The 17,252-nt window shown below is 35.9% G+C and carries 16 protein-coding genes; 3 read left to right on the top strand and 13 right to left on the bottom strand.

All coding sequences use genetic code 11. From position 1 onward, the window contains the following. Positions 1 to 39 precede the first annotated feature (39 nt). Complete coding sequence (locus tag BW946_RS00665) at positions 40 to 576, bottom strand: DinB family protein (protein ID WP_076594333.1); 537 nt, start codon at positions 574 to 576, stop codon at positions 40 to 42. A 52-nt stretch (positions 577 to 628) separates the two neighbouring features. Beyond that, on the bottom strand, positions 629 to 1,147 hold the full coding sequence (locus tag BW946_RS00660) for a Crp/Fnr family transcriptional regulator (protein WP_076594332.1): 519 nt from the start codon (positions 1,145 to 1,147) through the stop codon (positions 629 to 631). A 69-nt stretch (positions 1,148 to 1,216) separates the two neighbouring features. On the opposite strand from BW946_RS00660, the gene BW946_RS00655 reads away from it, so the two are divergent. Next, on the top strand, positions 1,217 to 2,071 hold the full coding sequence (locus BW946_RS00655) for a hypothetical protein (protein WP_076594331.1): 855 nt from the start codon (positions 1,217 to 1,219) through the stop codon (positions 2,069 to 2,071). A gap of 33 nt (positions 2,072 to 2,104) precedes the next feature. Beyond that, positions 2,105 to 3,118: a hypothetical protein gene (locus BW946_RS00650; RefSeq protein ID WP_076594330.1), complete on the top strand. Its 1,014-nt coding sequence runs from the start codon at positions 2,105 to 2,107 to the stop codon at positions 3,116 to 3,118. A 49-nt stretch (positions 3,119 to 3,167) separates the two neighbouring features. Here BW946_RS00650 and BW946_RS00645 read toward each other — a convergent pair whose 3' ends face one another. The 10 genes from BW946_RS00645 to BW946_RS00600 form a co-directional block, all read right to left on the bottom strand. Beyond that, the gene (locus tag BW946_RS00645) at positions 3,168 to 4,022 is read right to left on the bottom strand and encodes a hypothetical protein (protein WP_076594329.1); all 855 of its coding nucleotides are present in this window, start codon (positions 4,020 to 4,022) and stop codon (positions 3,168 to 3,170) included. Beyond that, the gene (locus tag BW946_RS00640; protein WP_139325944.1) at positions 4,012 to 4,989 is read right to left on the bottom strand and encodes a polymorphic toxin type 23 domain-containing protein; all 978 of its coding nucleotides are present in this window, start codon (positions 4,987 to 4,989) and stop codon (positions 4,012 to 4,014) included. The genes BW946_RS00645 and BW946_RS00640 overlap by 11 nt, the downstream gene beginning before the upstream one ends. Before the next feature lie 20 nt (positions 4,990 to 5,009). Next, positions 5,010 to 5,663 carry a hypothetical protein gene (locus BW946_RS00635; protein ID WP_139325943.1) on the bottom strand — a complete coding sequence of 218 codons (654 nt, stop codon included), beginning with the start codon at positions 5,661 to 5,663 and terminating at the stop codon, positions 5,010 to 5,012. Between the two features lie 394 nt (positions 5,664 to 6,057). Beyond that, on the bottom strand, positions 6,058 to 6,558 hold the full coding sequence (locus BW946_RS00630) for a hypothetical protein (RefSeq protein ID WP_076594326.1): 501 nt from the start codon (positions 6,556 to 6,558) through the stop codon (positions 6,058 to 6,060). Between the two features lie 285 nt (positions 6,559 to 6,843). Next, positions 6,844 to 7,287, bottom strand: a complete 444-nt coding sequence (locus tag BW946_RS00625) for a hypothetical protein (protein WP_076594325.1) — start codon at positions 7,285 to 7,287, stop codon at positions 6,844 to 6,846. A gap of 30 nt (positions 7,288 to 7,317) precedes the next feature. Next, on the bottom strand, positions 7,318 to 8,511 hold the full coding sequence (locus tag BW946_RS00620) for a hypothetical protein (RefSeq protein WP_076594324.1): 1,194 nt from the start codon (positions 8,509 to 8,511) through the stop codon (positions 7,318 to 7,320). Between the two features lie 210 nt (positions 8,512 to 8,721). Then, a complete protein-coding gene (carB, locus tag BW946_RS00615; protein ID WP_076594323.1) occupies positions 8,722 to 11,904 on the bottom strand; it encodes a carbamoyl-phosphate synthase large subunit in 3,183 nt (1,060 codons plus the stop codon). A gap of 58 nt (positions 11,905 to 11,962) precedes the next feature. Further along, a complete protein-coding gene (locus BW946_RS00610; RefSeq protein ID WP_076594322.1) occupies positions 11,963 to 12,313 on the bottom strand; it encodes a four helix bundle protein in 351 nt (116 codons plus the stop codon). Positions 12,314 to 12,360: 47 nt separating this feature from the next. Further along, entirely contained in the window at positions 12,361 to 13,434 is a 1,074-nt protein-coding gene (locus BW946_RS00605; RefSeq protein WP_076594321.1) for a carbamoyl phosphate synthase small subunit, read from the bottom strand. Between the two features lie 156 nt (positions 13,435 to 13,590). Continuing rightward, the gene (locus BW946_RS00600; RefSeq protein WP_076594320.1) at positions 13,591 to 14,481 is read right to left on the bottom strand and encodes an aspartate carbamoyltransferase catalytic subunit; all 891 of its coding nucleotides are present in this window, start codon (positions 14,479 to 14,481) and stop codon (positions 13,591 to 13,593) included. A 239-nt stretch (positions 14,482 to 14,720) separates the two neighbouring features. Between BW946_RS00600 and BW946_RS00595 the strand changes: the two genes are divergently transcribed. Then, positions 14,721 to 15,182: an Lrp/AsnC family transcriptional regulator gene (locus BW946_RS00595; protein ID WP_002980286.1), complete on the top strand. Its 462-nt coding sequence runs from the start codon at positions 14,721 to 14,723 to the stop codon at positions 15,180 to 15,182. A gap of 432 nt (positions 15,183 to 15,614) precedes the next feature. On the opposite strand, the gene argH is transcribed toward BW946_RS00595, so the two are convergent. Continuing rightward, positions 15,615 to 16,919: an argininosuccinate lyase gene (argH, locus tag BW946_RS00590; RefSeq protein WP_076594319.1), complete on the bottom strand. Its 1,305-nt coding sequence runs from the start codon at positions 16,917 to 16,919 to the stop codon at positions 15,615 to 15,617. Positions 16,920 to 17,252: the final 333 nt, after the last annotated feature.

Genomic DNA, 17,252 nt, shown 5'->3' with positions numbered 1-17,252 from the left:
AATTAAGCTTTTTGGAAATCATATATTCTTTTTAATGCATTAAATTTTTTTTATCTGTTCAACATGTCTTTCATTATGATAAATAACAAAACGGAGAGTATCTCCAAGCTTCAGTTTGATCAGTTTTGAAATACTGATATGGGTTTTTGTCTTTTCCAGATCAACATATTGTGCTTTTTCCAATAACTCAAGTAATTGTCCCTGATGGTTAATGAATATATCCACTACCCTTTTATCCAGATTGCTGTGGATCGGATTCATGGCTTTAAGCGTTTTCATTGTATTCAGTTTCTCTTTGGGAAGCATGCTTTTAGCAAAATAATTTCCAAGAATTCCGGGTTTAAAATAGGATTGGGAAGACTTTCCGGCGGAAGAAACAGCCCGGCTGATTTCAGGAATATAAAAATCTCCGTATCGGTTAAGATGTTCCAGACATTCCAATGTACTCCAGCTTTCTGCTGAAGTTCTGAAATTCAGATCATGTTCCGGCTTTACAGACAACATTTCAGCAAAGTGTAAATGCCCTTCTGTCCTAATTGTTAATTCATTCAGTAATTCTGAGGTTGAAATTTTCATTATTTTTTTATACAAATATGCTGATCCGGATGTTCTTAAATCTTGATTGAACTCAAGATTTTTTAAGTCTGGACAAAGTTTCCGGCGACATTCTCAGATAATTGGCGATATATTTATTAGGAACCTCCTGAAATAGCTTCGGACTTCGTTTTAAAACCCTTTCAAAGCGTTCACCAGGCGCATTGATGAGCAGATCTTTTTCTCTTTCAAGCTGCTGTAATACGAGATCTTCCAGGATATTCATCCAGAAATTCATATGTTTCTCATCTGATTGCACAAACTCATAAAAATCCTTTTTCGAAGCCATTTTTACTTTTGTTTTTTTAATCGCCTGAATATAAAGATCGGAAGGTTTTCCTGATAAAAAGGAATCCAGACTGACAATAATATTTCCGGTATATCCAAAACGAATGATCCTTTCTTCATTTTCATCCATCATAAATATCCGCACACTTCCTTTTTCAATAAAATAAATAGAGGTATCTGCACTGCCCGAAATCTTCAGGAAATCATTTCGCTTAAATTCTTTCTTTTCCCAATGGATTCCACTTTGATGCAATTTTTCAACCATTTCATTTTAGTATTTGCTTTTCCAAAGATAATAGGTAATTTTAAAGTTTTAAAACACTAATCACTGATAATGCTTAAAAGAACAGTACTTTTTATACTGCTTTCTGCCGGATTTTATGGGATGAAAGCACAGCAGACCATACCCTTCCGGATCACAAAGCACAATAATATCATTGTCAAGACCCTTGTCAACAAAAAGGATTCTTTGGATCTGATGTTCCAGATCGCCATGAAAGAGTATTCAATTTCTCCCGACAGTAAGCGGAAAGCAGATCATATTGTTTTCAACAAAGAAGAACTCAGTGACCACAATACCGTACAAATTGGAAAAATCACTCAGAAGAATGCACGTTTTTTTGACAATCAGTTAACGGGTCACGAGGCAGACGGAAAAATCGGAACCGGAATTTTTGAAGGTAAAGCATTTAAAATAGATTACGATAACAACCAGTTTGTGATCTATGACAAAATGCCGGATCTAAAAGATTACCAACCTATTAACATCATCCTGGATCATGACAGCTTTTATCTGGCCGCAGATAATATCCTGGATGGAAATCAACAGCAGGAGGCTTATTTTGTTCTACAATCCGGATTTTCCGGAGCTATTCTTTACAGCAATGAGTTTGCTGAAGAAAAACATCTGGAGAAAAAGCTAAAGGTAACAGGAGAGAAAACACTAAAGAATTCTGAAGGTAAAACTTTAACGACCAAACAAGCTGTTCTTCCCTATTTTAAATTGGGAAAAAGTGTGTTTAAAGATGTTTCAGCAGGATATTTCTCCGGAGAACTGAAAACACAAAATGTAAGTTATCTGGGCGCCGATATGCTCCGCAGGTTCATTTGGATCTTTGATGCTGAGAGAAAGATGGCTTACATTAAACCCAGCAAATATTTCTCAGAGCCTTATTACAAAATGAATTAAAATATGATAAACACTTTAATGCTAAAAAAGATCATGAAACCCAAAACGGTTGCTGCTCTTTTACTTTTGCCATTGGCTGTTGTATGCTGTAAGAAAGAAGAGAAAAAAACAGTGACTACAGAAATAAAAACATCGAATGATTCTATAAAAACGGTAAAAACTGAAGAGAAAATTAATTATACCGATTTTAATATTTTCAGTCTGTCCATCATTTCATCCGCAGAAAAGAATACTGATATGGATATTTTCATTTCTGTTTCAGACATCTATAAAGGAGAGCAGCCAATTCCTGCAGCTATTATGAAAAACCAGAAGCAGATGACCTATGAGGAACGCCAGCATTTTGAACTGGATGCACCCAGCAGAAAAAAACTGCTCAACGGAATTCAGCTCACGGAAAATGATTCTCTGTATATTTATGAATATGGCTCTAACAAACTTCAAAGAATGCCGATCAGCCAATTAAAAGCTGTAGCTTATTTAAGTCCTTATTCAGATGATGAAGATTTAGATCCGGATTCTTATATGATGGGATTTCAGGTAGCCACTCACCAAAAAACCACAGACTACGACCGATACAATAATGCCATCGCTTATTTTGGGAATAAAAATCCTTTCGTAGACAATAAAATGAAAGCTGTGAAATGGCAAAAAGCTGATGCAGCTATTTCAAAAAAATATTTTACCCAATCAAAATTAGTTCAGGGAAAAACCTATCAGGCACAATATGAGAACCTGACCTATTATCTGCAGGACTATCTTCAAGAAGGAAATATTGTAGATCGTAAACTGGTTGTCATCAATGATCGTAAAGAAAAAATTGCGGAGAAGACATTCAGTCTTGCAGGAAGTGATGGTGGAGAATTTCTTCCTCTGTACGGTATAGACGCCGATGAAGCCAATATTTTCCAATATACAGGTCATCTTTTCAAAGGAAAACCTCCTGTTATTTTTGGATTCATTGCCCAGTCTTTTGGCTGTCCTTCTATTAGCTTTTTAGATCAAAAAGAGAAGGATTTCCCGATAAATTGTGATAACAGACATTGATATGCGAAGCAGTGAAATGATAAAAAGGTTTTCTTTACACAAAACCTTTTTATTTATCTATCCAGTAATTAAGAACCCTATCCCCTTTAAAATACAACCATTTATACTTATTTTCATAATCAAAATATGTATTGAAGTGAAAATACATTCTCTTATTAATTTCATCAAAGTAAATTTTATTTTCTTTTGCAATGTCAGTACTGCACTTGCCTTCCGAAGAGCTGATCAGGTCACTATTGATAATGAGCTTGAAATTCTGTAAAGGCTTGTATTCGATTGGCATAGATGTTTTTTTATCTAAAAAGAATTCTTTATTGGCGCTGCCGAATCTTGTCTCCTCATCAAATTCAATACTCTGCATTTGTATCGAACCATCTTCTTTTCTTTTAAAATGCCAATAACTTTTGTGACAGCAATCCTTATAAAAAGTAATTACTGACTGATGTTCATCTAAATAACCCAATTTAAAAAAATTAAAAAAGTTAATATTGATATATTCTTCTTTATCAAACAAAGGGTAATCGTAGTTCAGCTTTTTTTTACTTTTATAAGGCTGAATAGTGCTTATGAAAATAACCTTCCTTTCTCCATTATCATTTTTGACCGTATCAATAAATAGATACTGTTGTTCCAGTTTTTCATATTTCACCGGATCCAAGTATAATACATCATTGGTTTTTACTTCTGAATATCTGTTGGGATTATTGGTTCCGTAGAATGATTTCTTAGTATAATATCTGCTCACTTGGCGGGTATAGACCCTGAAATTGGATAAGCTGAGCTCTTTGAATCTGATCTCTTCGTTCTCACTTAATCTTTTAACTTCTTTTTCGGTTTGTTTATAAAAACTTTTACAACTCAACAAAGAAAGCAGAAAGAGGAGTAGGAATGTACTATTTTTCATGATTGGACAGATTAAGATTAGACATAATATATGAGCCGCCTGCTGAAATATAAAAAGGTCTTTGGTTCTGGTGATAAGAGCTTTTTGTGAGATAATGGATTATATTCTGAACTTCGGATAAATTGTAAACGTTATTAAGCCTTATAAATCCATTCCAGTGTTCCGCATTTCCTATCCCGAAATTCCAGAAACCATGATTAAAATATTTCTGCTTTGGATCAGCATAATCCACATATCCGAAAAGAAATTCATCCGCTGTATCAAAAGCAAGTTCTGAATATCCCGTAAACCTGTAGAAACCTGCATTAATATTATTGATTTTACGATCCATGGGTAAATTGATATTGACAAATCCACCACCGGTATAATATCTATCCTCTTTGTCTCCCAAGCCAATTTTTGCAATTGGCCATCCGCCATCGTTAAGATATCCGAACTGAAAATTGTCTATTTTAAAACCTAAAAACCCTACTCTTTGTCTACGTTTACATTTTGGAATGTTGGCAGAAAGATGATAAACCCAGTTGGTTCCAAAAGTAAATGAAGAATTAAAAGGATTCTGTAATGAAGGCTGAGTCAAGTCAGTAAAGTAATAAAGCGGTTTATTCCTGTTTGCAATATATTCCAGAGAATTGTTCCTGAATTCATTGTTGAAGCCAGAGGTTAATGACAATGAACCCGTCAATTGACTTGAAAAGCGTTTCCTGATGCTATCCTGATACGTACTCAAACCTCCGTAACTGATTGTATATTCGGCATTCAGAGCGGGAAGCAATGAATTAAAAGCCATATACCCAATTCCGGTGCTTATCCCAAAACGAATATTGGGAGTACCGTACTGAAATTCTATGATCGCTTTTGCAGCCACCCCGATCTGAATATTCTTCGGTAGAACCGTCTGATTAACGAGCATTTGTGAAAACACAAATGAAGGAAATAAGATCAGTATATATTTCAATATTCTCATACTATTTGGTTTTTGAAATGCTACAGTCCATTTATTTTTTTACCCATCTTCAGCCATTCTTTAAGGATATAATAAGCATCCCAGCCAACTCTGTAGGAAATATCATTTTTATATCCTTTCCGATCAGGAGTTTCTTTATCATCTTCATCAAATTTATTGAAAAGGTGGCAAAAACCAATCTGATGCATATATTCGTGGCACAGATTCACAGCAATAGCATAGGACAAGGGTAATTCCGGCATATCATCAATAATATTTTTATAGTAGGCTGTCGTTACTCCTGTATCAGGACAAGTAGATCCCAATGCCGAATTGTGTTTCTCTTTAAAGTAGACTATCCAATCAACTTTATCTTTTTGATATAATCTTGAATAGATTGCGGTACCTGCAATTTTGGTGGAATCTTTTTTTGAGGGCTTACATTTTTCAGGTTTGCATCTATTCCAGCCCGGAAATTTTTTTTCAGTATATAAAGATTGAAATTCCACTGAATTAAAAACAGCGTTGGCAATGATAAAAGCCTCTTCCAGATTTTTTTTATAAATGCTTTTGTCAAAAACAGTGTTATCAAATGAAAAAGAACGATCATTATCTAAACGAATCTGGATTTTTTGTGAAAACATACAGGTGGACATAAAAAGTAACATCCACATTATCAGAGTTTGTCTTTTCATGGTAATAATTTGTGTTGATTAATCTCTTTAATTTAGTATTTTTTCAGTCAGATTGAATTTATATGACAATATTTCTACAATCAGCTATTCAATGAGTTTCCGTATCTTTATCTAACAAATTTAGATACAAAACCTTATGTTTACCATCCCCCTTTAGGGTGATTTTATGTTCAACGGTAAGCATAAAAAAATAAATCTGCTGATTATCAGATACAAGAGATAATTGCAGCCGGTACGATGAAATGAAGGTACTTGTGAAAGCTTAAGGGATTACAAAACTATTTAATGCATTAGAATTATTTCAATCTATACAGACTGTGTCTTATATTTGAATTTATTTTTCTGATTATCTTTAATGAAATTCTTCCTTCGTCAGAAGCATTTACATTATCTTTTATATCACTGCAGAAGCCATCATAGACATATAGTAGTTGGCGCAGTGTAATGCATTAATTAACACAATTTCTTTCTCCGGAAAGGTTTCAAAGGCAGCAGAGATCGTAATCTGATATTCGTAATTCATAGAGGTCCATTTCAGATGGGGCTTTATAATCATCAACTCAACGCCGCCCTGGTCAGTAAGAACAAATGATTCTTTAAAAATACCTCTGTGTTTGAAAAGATAACCATTCTTCACTCCGTCAAAATAGGTCTGCACCACAATTTCTCCGTTCCAGTTCATTCTGAATTTCAGAAGAACTCTTTCATGATCTTTAAGCTCAATGGTTGTTCCCCAAAAACCTTTTGGCTCCACCTGATAAGTTTGCCCATCGGCAATTTCAATAACAGCATTAAATTTAAACCAGCTAGTATAGATAAGTTTTCCAATTAATTTTTCTTCTCTTATAACCTCAAAAGATAAAGAATTGCTTGATTTTGCGTAATATTCTGCCATGGTTATATTTTGATTTGGTGGAATTTTTATTAGTTTTTAAATAATAATAACAGCTTGAATTTTAACGCTCTAATTTATAAATAATTCGGTAAACATAAATGTATTTTTAAGCCGATATAATAAAAATGATTGATAATTACTTGGAGTTATCTTATTTTCCTTGATCAATTGCGTTCAGGTTTTCATTAAGCAGTTTTTATTATCGTAATAAAAAACCTGATAGACTTCAAAAATCTATCAGGTCTAAATCATTTCCAGATTATTCTTATTAAATCCTTTTAACTTCTAATTAATTTTATACACATAATGATTACTGATATACCTGCTTTTATCCTTCAGTTTTTCAGGATAAAATATTGTTCCATCAATCTCAACACTTTTAATCCTGTATCTCCAGCTTCCATTATGGCTTTTGTAAATTTTTGTTGTTGAATTGGGATAAAGCTCAAGGACAATGGAAGAATCTCTCACTTCTATTTTTTCAAGAGACTTTGGATTTTTGATTTTATAAAAAGCCCGTGGTGAAAGTATTCCATGTTCATAATTAAATCCAATGCTGCCGGGTTCATTATCCATTGCTTTTGAGATGGGATAAGTGTAATTGATCTTTATTATTTTTTTTGAGTCGGTCAGGTTTTGAATATAAAAATCAGTTAACCAGGAACATCCTGAAAGCACTGCTAACAAAATACAACACAGAAATCCTATCGTAATTGACTTTATGCTCATTGGAAGTAATAATTTTAATCGCTTTTGTTATTAATTTATTCTTATAAAATAATTGATAGCCATATTTTTTGGCCGGTTTTCTGTTCCTCCTGCGTTGGCAATAATTAAAGGAACTGTAGTCCTATCATAACCACTAACAATTTGTGAGCCATCAAGATCTCCATCTGCTCCGGAAGTATTTCCCGAAACTGCCAGAGGTGTTGTCACTGCGCCTCCGAAAGTTTGTTGTACAATTTGATGATTATGTTCCTTAAACTCATCCTTCTGAATACTACCACGTACCCTATTGTCAGAAGGGTCTTTTTGATATTGAGGAACTGGAGGAATACCATTTCCAGCTTCATTTGAATCAAATATATTATTTCCACGTAGAAAAACACCTCTTAAATCCGGGACATTATTCAAATTTTGTGCAGCGCGTGCCAATCCACAAGTACTATCAATTCTTCTTCCGTCACAAGGTGCCCATTTTGAATATCTGCTATTCCAGTTCTTATCAGGATTTGTCAGATTATTTTTCGTCACTTCCTGAAATTCTTCCCAACTTAAATAGGAGCAAAGTATTGTCCCTACAGGAAAATCTTTGTTAAATCCACTAGGAAGCCCATTTAATAAACAGTTTACAGGTCCCTTATCTGTGTCTAAGAAAAAGAAAATATCTTTGGACGGGTCGCTTCTTTTGAAAGTAATTGAATTATTGTCATCAAGGATACCGCCTTTATTAAAGCTTTTGCTTATTTCTATCCCGTTGGTTATTTTATAATCTTCAACAACAGGGCTTGGATCCGTACTTGATATTTTGTTATAGAAAATATAAATGGTTATTCCTTCATCTCCTTCCTGAACCACTGTTGATAATCCTTTTTTATTATTTTGAACTTCTAAGCATTTCACATATCCCTCAATAACATCTTTATTGGGCGTATGTAAACTAAAAGAATCAAAGAATGATTGTGAGACTGTAATCGTTTCCAGTGATTTAACCTTCTCCTGAAAATTATTAATTTCATCGTCGGAAGCTCCAAGGTTTAAGACATTTTTAACCATTGATGTAGGATCAATTGCTTCAAAACCAAATGAAAATTTCTTAGCTTTAAAATCATCTTTGAATTTTTCGGATTCATAATATTTCTTCAGATCATAAAGAAAATTACCTGTTTTTACGACATTCAAAGTGGTATAAATTCCACCCTCCAGAAGCTTTGTACATTGATTAGGTTCCATTTGTATAGTTTTTTGAGGTTAGTGAGTGAGTTTTTACATATAATGAAAGTTGTATTATCAAACTTTCATTTGTTATGACGTACCAAAAGTACTCTGTATGAAATCGTATGTCAATTACCCTTTTGTGGTATTATTTTATTAGGTTTGGGCATAAAAAAACCTCATAGATTTCAAAAATCTATGAGGTTTAGAATATTTATTTTAATCGAATTACATCGTCTCCATTTTGAAGCTCATGCTTTCAATTACTTTTAGAATTGCTTCTACCGTATCCATTGACGTTAAACAAGGAACACCGTTTTCCACACTCATTCTTCTGATCTGGAATCCGTCTCTTTCAGCTTGTTTACCTTTTGTTGTGGTATTTACAACATACTGAACTTTTCCTTTCTGGATCAGGTCGATAAGATTTACACTTTCTTCTCCGATTTTGTATCCGATTTTGCAAGGAATTCCTTTTTCTTCAAAGAATTTCGCAGTACCTTCTGTAGCCCAGATTCTGAATCCTACTTCATGGAATCTTGCTGCCAGAGCTGCTGCCTCATCTTTATGCTTATCTGCTACCGTGAACAGGATAGATCCGTGCATAGGAACTTTTCTTCCTGCTGCAACCAATCCTTTATAAAGTGCTTTCTCAAGGGTTGTATCTTTCCCCATAACTTCTCCTGTAGACTTCATTTCAGGGCCTAAAGAGATATCCACTTTCGTTAGTTTAGAGAAAGAGAATACCGGTACTTTTACAAATACGCCTTCTTTGTTTGGAACCAATCCGTTTTTATGTCCTAAATCTTTCAGTTTTTGTCCTAAGATTGCCTTTGTTGCAAGGTTCGCCATTGGCACTTCTGTGATTTTAGACAAGAAAGGAACTGTTCTTGATGAACGTGGATTTACTTCGATTACATAAACATTTCCTTCGAAAAGAACGTACTGGATGTTCATTAATCCAATAACCTTTAATCCTTTTGCCAGTCTCTGTGTATAGTCTACCAAAGTCTCAATCTCGCTTTGAGAGATATTCTGTGGAGGATACACCGCGATAGAGTCTCCGGAGTGAACTCCCGCTCTTTCGATATGCTCCATAATTCCTGGAATCACTACTGTTTCACCGTCACAGATAGCATCTACTTCAATTTCCTTTCCTACCATGTATTTGTCTACCAATACAGGGTGTTCAGGGCTGGCTTCTACTGCATTTTCCATGTAGTGGGCCAGTTCTGCTTCTGCGTATACAATTTCCATCGCTCTACCTCCAAGAACGTAGCTTGGACGCACCAATACCGGATAACCGATTTCGTTGGCAATTTTTATCGCTTCTTCTTTCGAAGTGGAAGTTCTTCCTTTTGGCTGAGGAATTCCCAGTTCCTGAAGTGCTTTTTCGAATTTGTCTCTGTTTTCAGCTCTGTCAAGATCTTCCAGTGAAGTTCCTAAGATCTGTACTCCGTGAGAGGCTAATTTATCTGCTAGGTTAATGGCAGTCTGTCCTCCGAACTGTACTACTACTCCTTTTGGTTTTTCAAGTTCGATGATGTTCATTACATCTTCTTCTGTAAGCGGCTCGAAGTATAGTTTATCAGAGATAGAGAAATCTGTAGAAACTGTTTCAGGGTTGTTGTTGATGATAATCGCTTCATAACCCATTTCTTTGATCGCCCATACTGAGTGAACGGTTGCGTAGTCAAACTCAACTCCTTGTCCGATTCTGATTGGTCCTGAACCCAGTACGATGATTTTTTCTTTGTCTGAAACAACACTTTCGTTTTCTTCTTCGTAAGTTCCGTAGAAATAAGGGGTTTCAGATTCAAATTCAGCAGCACAGGTGTCTACCATTTTGTAAACCGGCATTACTCCGTTTTCTTTTCTGAAGTTGAAAACCTCACGCTCTTTTACATCCCAAAGAACAGCAATATTGATATCTGCGAAACCTAGTCTCTTAGCTTCAATTAATGTTTCTTTATCGAATTTGTTTGCAGCGATTACTTTTTCAAAGTCCACTAACTTTTTCAGTTTCCAGATAAAGAACTTGTCTATTTTACTCCATTCTACGATTTGCTCCCAGTCGTATCCTCTTCTTAAAGCATCCCCGATGATGAATAATCTCTCATCGTCGCATACTCTGATTCGTCTTTCAATTTCTTCAGCAGTAAGTGCCTGAGCCTGCTTGGTTTTTAATCCTAAATGTTTGATTCCTGTTTCTAATGAACGGATGGCTTTCTGTAAAGATTCCTCAAGGTTTCTTCCGATTGCCATTACTTCACCGGTTGCTTTCATCTGAGTGGAAAGTCTTCTGTCTGCTGTTTCGAATTTATCGAATGGGAATCTTGGGAATTTTGTTACTACGTAGTCAAGAGCCGGCTCAAAACATGCGTATGTTTTTCCTGTTACCGGGTTCATGATTTCATCCAGAGTCAATCCTACAGCAATTTTTGCAGCAATCTTTGCAATCGGATATCCTGTTGCTTTACTTGCTAGTGCTGATGAACGGGATACTCTAGGGTTTACCTCAATGATATAGTAGTCGAATGAATGTGGATCTAAAGCTAACTGTACGTTACATCCTCCTTCAATTCCCAACGCTCTGATGATTTTCAGGGAAGCATTTCTCAGCAGCTGATATTCTCTGTCTGAAAGTGTCTGAGAAGGTGCTACTACGATAGAGTCTCCTGTGTGAACGCCTACCGGATCTATATTTTCCATGTTACAAACTACAATGGCGTTGTCGTTTGCATCACGCATTACTTCATATTCAATTTCTTTGAAACCAGCGATTGATTTTTCAATAAGACACTGTGTAACAGGGCTGTGTTTTAGTCCCAATTCAGCAATCTCTTTCAATTCAACCTCTGTAGAAGCGATACCACCTCCGGTTCCTCCCATGGTAAATGCAGGACGAACAATTACTGGATATCCGATTTCATCTGCGAAAGCAAGGGCTCCTTCTACCGTGTTTACGATATCAGATTCCGGAACCGGTTCGTTCAGTTCTCTCATCAGCTCACGGAAAAGGTCTCTGTCTTCTGCTCTGTTGATGGCAGAAAGCTTTGTTCCCAAAACTTCCACTTTGCATTCTTCAAGAATTCCTGATTTTTCCAGTTCTACCGCCATGTTAAGACCTGTCTGGCCTCCAAGAGTTGGTAATAATGCATCCGGACGTTCTTTTCTGATGATGTGGCTTACAAACTGTAATGAAATCGGCTCGATATATACTTTATCAGCGATTTCCACATCCGTCATGATCGTTGCAGGGTTTGAGTTGATCAAAATTACCTTGTAGCCTTCTTCCTTCAAAGACAGACAAGCCTGCGTTCCTGCGTAATCAAATTCAGCTGCCTGGCCGATGATGATAGGTCCTGAACCGATTACTAAAATTGTTTTTATATCTGTACGTTTTGCCATTTTTCTTTTTGTTAATTAGAGTCAAGAACCTAGAGCCAATAGCCAAGATTTCCAGACTTTATTTTAAATTATTTTTAAATGAGTAAATCATTCTTTGAATTTCAGAAACTTCATTGAGTAAAACATTTACTTTTTCTTCAGCTAAAAGATTCAACTCTTTTACCAGAATCAATTGAGTTTGCAATTCAAATGCAGAACCTAAAGCGATAGCAAGAAAATGATTAAACTCTTTATTGCTATTTCTTCCAGAACCTTCAGCAATGTTAGAGGGAATAGAGATAGTACACCTTTTAATCTGTGAAATTAATCCATACTTTTCATCATTACTGATCTCTAGACAAACAATGTATACATGTTTTGCCAATGCAATTGATTTCTGCCAGAAAAGTAATTTTTCAAAGTTGTGCATATATTTTCTCTCTTACGTCTTGACTCTTGGTTCTTGGCTCTTGAATCTTACTTTTTAAAGTCCTCCATCATTTGAATGAACTCATCAAACAGGTAGTTTGCATCTTCCGGGCCAGGACTCGCTTCAGGGTGATACTGAACTGAGAAGCAAGGGTGAATTTTATGTTTCAACCCTTCATTTGTTCTGTCATTCAAAGCGATGTGCGTTTCGATAAGATCTGTTCCTTTTAAGCTTTCCTGATCTACCGCGTATCCGTGGTTTTGAGAAGTAATAGCTACTGTATTTTTCTCCAGATCCAATACCGGGTGGTTTCCTCCTCTGTGTCCGAATTTCAGTTTGAAAGTTTTCGCTCCACAGGCAAGACCAATCAGCTGGTGTCCCAAACAGATTCCGAAGATTGGGACTTTTCCTAATAATCCTCTGATCATATCTAAAGCATGTGGTACATCTTCCGGGTCACCAGGACCGTTTGACAACATAATTCCGTCCGGATCCATCAACAGGATTTCTTCTGCTGTAGTATCCTGGGAAACCACAATGATATCACAGTTTCTTTGAGACAGTTCTCTGATAATTCCCAATTTTGCCCCGAAATCTACCAATACTACTTTAAAACCTCTGTTTGGATTAGCATAAGGTGTTTTTGTAGAAACTTCCTCTACCTGATTGATTGGGAAACTCGTTGCCTTCAATTCTGAAGCTACTGCAGCTTCGTCAGTATCTGCATTTACAATTTTTCCTTTTACTACTCCATGGTTACGAAGAACTCTTGTCAGTCTTCTTGTGTCAATTCCTGAAATTCCTGAAAGGTTTTTCTTTTTAAATAATTCGTCTAAAGTAATCTGAGTACGGAAATTGGAAGGAAGATCGCAAAGTTCTTTTACGATAAGCCCTTTGATTGCCGGCTCAATACTTTCATAATCATCACGGTTAATACCATAATTTCCGATAAGCGGATAGGTCATACAAACTATCTGACCGCAATACGATGGGTCAGAAATCAATTCCTGATACCCTGTCATTCCGGTATTGAAAACTACTTCCCCTGCAGTTTCCAATTCTGCTCCGAAACCTTCTCCATGAAACACTTCACCGGACTCCAGTATTAATTTTTTCTTCATTTTAAACTTTTATCTCTTATTATTTATTATATGTCATTAACAGGTCGCCCTTACAGGGCTTGGATTGTCTACATCCTTTTTTTCATGGGTTTCACCCATTGCTATTAACAGGCCGCCCCTACGCGGCTTCTAAACTTTTAACTTTCGCCCTGGCTCTTATTTAAAAGTATATCCTTTAGTTTCCAATGCTTCTTTCAAAATGGCCATTCTTGCGAAAACACCATTCTGCATTTGCTTGAAAACTCTTGATCTTTCGCATTCTACAAGATCTGAATCTATTTCCACTCCTCTGTTGATGGGTGCCGGATGCATGATGATCGATTCTTTTTTCATGGCCTTTTCTCTTTCTTTGGTCAGTCCATATCTTTTATGGTATTCTGAAGCGGTGAAGCTCATTGCGGCATCGTGTCTTTCGTGCTGGATTCTTAATAGCATTAAAACATCCACTTCGCCGATCAGTTCATCTACTGACATATAAGTCCCGTTGATTAAGGCTCCTTCGTCAAACCACTGTTCCGGTCCTGAGAAGTATACTTTAGCGCCTAACCTTCTTAAAGCCTCCGCATTGGAGTTCGCTACCCGGCTGTGTTTTACATCTCCTACAATTCCTACTTTCAATCCTTCAAACTTTCCGAATTCCTGATAGATCGTCAGCAGATCCAGCATACATTGTGAAGGGTGGTTTCCTGTTCCATCTCCTCCGTTGATCACCGGAATATTAATATTTTTCAGTTCCTCGAAGTATCTGTCTTTCTTATCACGGATCACCACAAGGTTTACTCCTATACTTTCAATAGTCTTTACGGTGTCATAAAGACTTTCGCCTTTGTTTACCGAACTGTGCGATGCATCAAAGGGAACTACCTGAAGTCCCAGCTTTCTTTCTGCAAGATCAAAACTTGTTTTTGTTCTTGTACTGTCTTCGAAGAAAAGATTTGAGCAAAAAACTTCTCCTTCAATTTTAGCAGTTTTACCGTTTGCAAAAGCCAGTGCTTCTGTCAGTATACTGTTGATTCTCTCGGTGCTTAGTTCTGTAATCGTAAACATATTTCTAATTTTTGGACATAAAAAAAGCGAAGACAACAATCTTCGCTAATAACAATAAATATCGTAAAGGGCGCTCTCGCCCGGTAAATCTAATGATATAAATGCTTTTTTATTCATTAGCTGCAAAGATATAACAATTTTATGAACCAGCAAAAATTATGTTTAAAATAAATTAAAAACTTAAGTACTTCCTTATTCTCATTTAAAATTAATATTTTTGTTAGCCACAACTTTATTTTATGGATTTAAAAGACAAAATGATTCTCAGCATTATTCAGGAAGATTCCACACTTTCGGTTAAGGAAATTTCCGAAAAGATAGGCCTTACCTTTACTCCTACTTATGAACGCATCAAACAATTGGAGAAGCAGGGGATCATTCAGAAATATGTCGGGCTTTTAAACCGTGAAAAACTGGGTTTAAATATTGTGGTCTACTGTAACGTCCGTCTTAAGGAACAATCCAAGAAAGTATTGGAAACCTTTGAGAACCATATCGGAAAATATGATGAAGTACAGGAAATCATCAGCCTTTCCGGAGAATATGACTATATGCTGAAGATTATTGCCAAAGACATCAATTCTTATAACGAATTTGCTGTTAATGTTATTTCAAATATTCCCAATATCGGCCAATATCACAGTTCTATCGTACTTCACGAGGTAAAAAAATCTACCAAGTTTAAAATTGATCTGGAATAATCCTTCTATTTTTAAACAAAACTGATTTAAACTTCTTGATGAAAATCTTTGATTTTCTTGCGCCTTGAAATCCTCACACATATTTGTTTTATTCCTTGCGCCTTTTGCGCTTACCAACATATCGTATTTTGAATATTTTATTTTGTTAGAAAAACGCAAAGACGCAAAGAAATTTATCAACTTTATGCTATAAGGCGCAAAGATTTTATCTCCGATAAAATTAATACAGCCAATCTTAATTTTTCAACTATACTCATAGTTTCAAAATCAATCATCAAATTCAAAGAGCAGAGTAAAATCAAGCCATTAAGATCACTTAAGCAGATAAGATTTAAGATTAAGGCTTTCACAACGAAAAGGCAGCAGGCTAAAATAATTTTAGAAATTCCACTGATTTTGCTTAAGTTTTTGCTGACCTTAATGGCTTAGATTCTAACCCAATAATTTATTTTTCAGTTTATTAAACTGATATTCTATTTTATCCAGACAAAGATTCCCAATACTTCCCTGGTGAGTATGTTCAAGGTTTCCGGGTTCAAATTCAAATGCATTGTTTTCGATCTCCTGCCCTACTTTTACATAAGCGTCCCGGAATGAGCTTCCGTTTTTCACTTCTTCATTAATCTTTTCTACGCTGAAAAGATATTTGTACTTTTCATCTTCCAGAATTCCGTCTTTTACCTGAATATTCGGTAAAGTATAGCTTAAAATTTCCAGACATTCCTTTAAAGAATCTATCGCTGGGAAAAGTATTTCTTTCGTCAACTGCACATCTCTGTGATATCCTGAAGGCAGATTGCTTGTCAATAGAATCAATTCATTCGGAAGTGACTGGATTCTGTTGCATCGTGCACGAACCAGCTCAAAGATATCCGGATTCTTTTTATGAGGCATTATACTGCTTCCTGTAGTAAATTCCTTTGGAAAGCTGATAAAATCAAAGTTCTGGCTCAGATACAGGCACACATCGTAAGCAAATTTCCCAAGTGTTCCGGCCAAAGTAGCCATGGCCATGGCCAGCATTTTTTCCGATTTCCCACGGGTCATCTGAGCGTACACAGAATTATAATTCATGGACTGGAAGCCCAGATTATAAGTGGTGCTTTCACGGTTAATCGGAAAAGAAGAACCATAACCAGCCGCTGATCCTAATGGATTTTTATTAATGATATTTTTTACTGAAAACAGCATTTCCACATCATCCAGAAGCGCTTCAGCATAAGCTCCGAACCATAATCCGAATGATGAAGGCATTGCAATCTGCAAATGGGTATAACCCGGAAGCAGAACGTTTTTATGCTGATCCGCCAGCTGAATTAAAATCTGGAAAAACTGATCTGTAAGGGCTGTAATCTCACGGATTTCATCCAATAAATACAATTTGATATCCAGTAAAACCTGATCGTTTCTTGATCTTGCCGTATGGATTTTCTTTCCTGTATCTCCTAATTCTTCAATCAGGATTGCTTCTACCTGAGAATGGATATCCTCAGCATCTTTATCAATTTCAAAAGTTCCATCCTCAATCTGATTTAAAATATGATATAAAACAGACAGCATCTGCTCCGATTCTTCCTGAGTGATAATTCCGGTTTCTGCCAGCATTTTACAATGCGCCACAGAACCTTTCACGTCATATTTGGCTAAACGTTCATCAAAGTCAAGATCTTTACCGACTGTGAAATTATTGACTAATATATTGGTGGCAAGGTCATCCTTCTGCCATATCTTTTTCATATGTAATTGTTTATTTTTTTTAAATCATATGCAATCACCACTTCTGTCTGTTATATTACCAGAAAAATTCGCTGGTAGTGATTCATGATCATATTTGATTTAAAATATTTGTTGGTTTTGACATGCCCGGCAAGGCAATCCTTATTACTATTAACTATAAAAAAACATTTCCTTATGTAAAGCTTTCATTTCTAATTTTCTTTTTTGCATAAATCTTATTAAAAACTAAACTTCAAGTGCCTGCCGGGCGGGGTCAAAACATATATTGAGCTGGAAGCCTGAGGATGGAGACCGGAATTGAATTACAAACTGTAACAAACTTCCAGCTTCCCA

This window comes from Chryseobacterium sp. RU33C, assembly GCF_900156015.1.
Taxonomy (GTDB): Bacteria; Bacteroidota; Bacteroidia; order Flavobacteriales; family Weeksellaceae; genus Chryseobacterium; species Chryseobacterium candidae.
The sequence above is the reverse complement of the archived record's forward strand: the minus strand, read 5'-3'. Positions and strand labels throughout refer to the sequence as shown.

Excerpts from the sequence above, each read along its gene's own strand:
- BW946_RS00665 (WP_076594333.1), bottom strand. The coding sequence starts at position 576 with ATGAAAATTTCAACCTCAGAATTACTGAATGAATTAACAATTAGGACA.
- BW946_RS00660 (WP_076594332.1), bottom strand. The coding sequence starts at position 1,147 with ATGGTTGAAAAATTGCATCAAAGTGGAATCCATTGGGAAAAGAAAGAA.
- BW946_RS00655 (WP_076594331.1), top strand. The coding sequence starts at position 1,217 with ATGCTTAAAAGAACAGTACTTTTTATACTGCTTTCTGCCGGATTTTAT.
- BW946_RS00650 (WP_076594330.1), top strand. The coding sequence starts at position 2,105 with ATGAAACCCAAAACGGTTGCTGCTCTTTTACTTTTGCCATTGGCTGTT.
- BW946_RS00645 (WP_076594329.1), bottom strand. The coding sequence starts at position 4,022 with ATGAAAAATAGTACATTCCTACTCCTCTTTCTGCTTTCTTTGTTGAGT.
- BW946_RS00640 (WP_139325944.1), bottom strand. The coding sequence starts at position 4,989 with ATGAGAATATTGAAATATATACTGATCTTATTTCCTTCATTTGTGTTT.
- BW946_RS00635 (WP_139325943.1), bottom strand. The coding sequence starts at position 5,663 with ATGAAAAGACAAACTCTGATAATGTGGATGTTACTTTTTATGTCCACC.
- BW946_RS00630 (WP_076594326.1), bottom strand. The coding sequence starts at position 6,558 with ATGGCAGAATATTACGCAAAATCAAGCAATTCTTTATCTTTTGAGGTT.
- BW946_RS00625 (WP_076594325.1), bottom strand. The coding sequence starts at position 7,287 with ATGAGCATAAAGTCAATTACGATAGGATTTCTGTGTTGTATTTTGTTA.
- BW946_RS00620 (WP_076594324.1), bottom strand. The coding sequence starts at position 8,511 with ATGGAACCTAATCAATGTACAAAGCTTCTGGAGGGTGGAATTTATACC.
- carB (WP_076594323.1), bottom strand. The coding sequence starts at position 11,904 with ATGGCAAAACGTACAGATATAAAAACAATTTTAGTAATCGGTTCAGGA.
- BW946_RS00610 (WP_076594322.1), bottom strand. The coding sequence starts at position 12,313 with ATGCACAACTTTGAAAAATTACTTTTCTGGCAGAAATCAATTGCATTG.
- BW946_RS00605 (WP_076594321.1), bottom strand. The coding sequence starts at position 13,434 with ATGAAGAAAAAATTAATACTGGAGTCCGGTGAAGTGTTTCATGGAGAA.
- BW946_RS00600 (WP_076594320.1), bottom strand. The coding sequence starts at position 14,481 with ATGTTTACGATTACAGAACTAAGCACCGAGAGAATCAACAGTATACTG.
- BW946_RS00595 (WP_002980286.1), top strand. The coding sequence starts at position 14,721 with ATGGATTTAAAAGACAAAATGATTCTCAGCATTATTCAGGAAGATTCC.
- argH (WP_076594319.1), bottom strand. The coding sequence starts at position 16,919 with ATGAAAAAGATATGGCAGAAGGATGACCTTGCCACCAATATATTAGTC.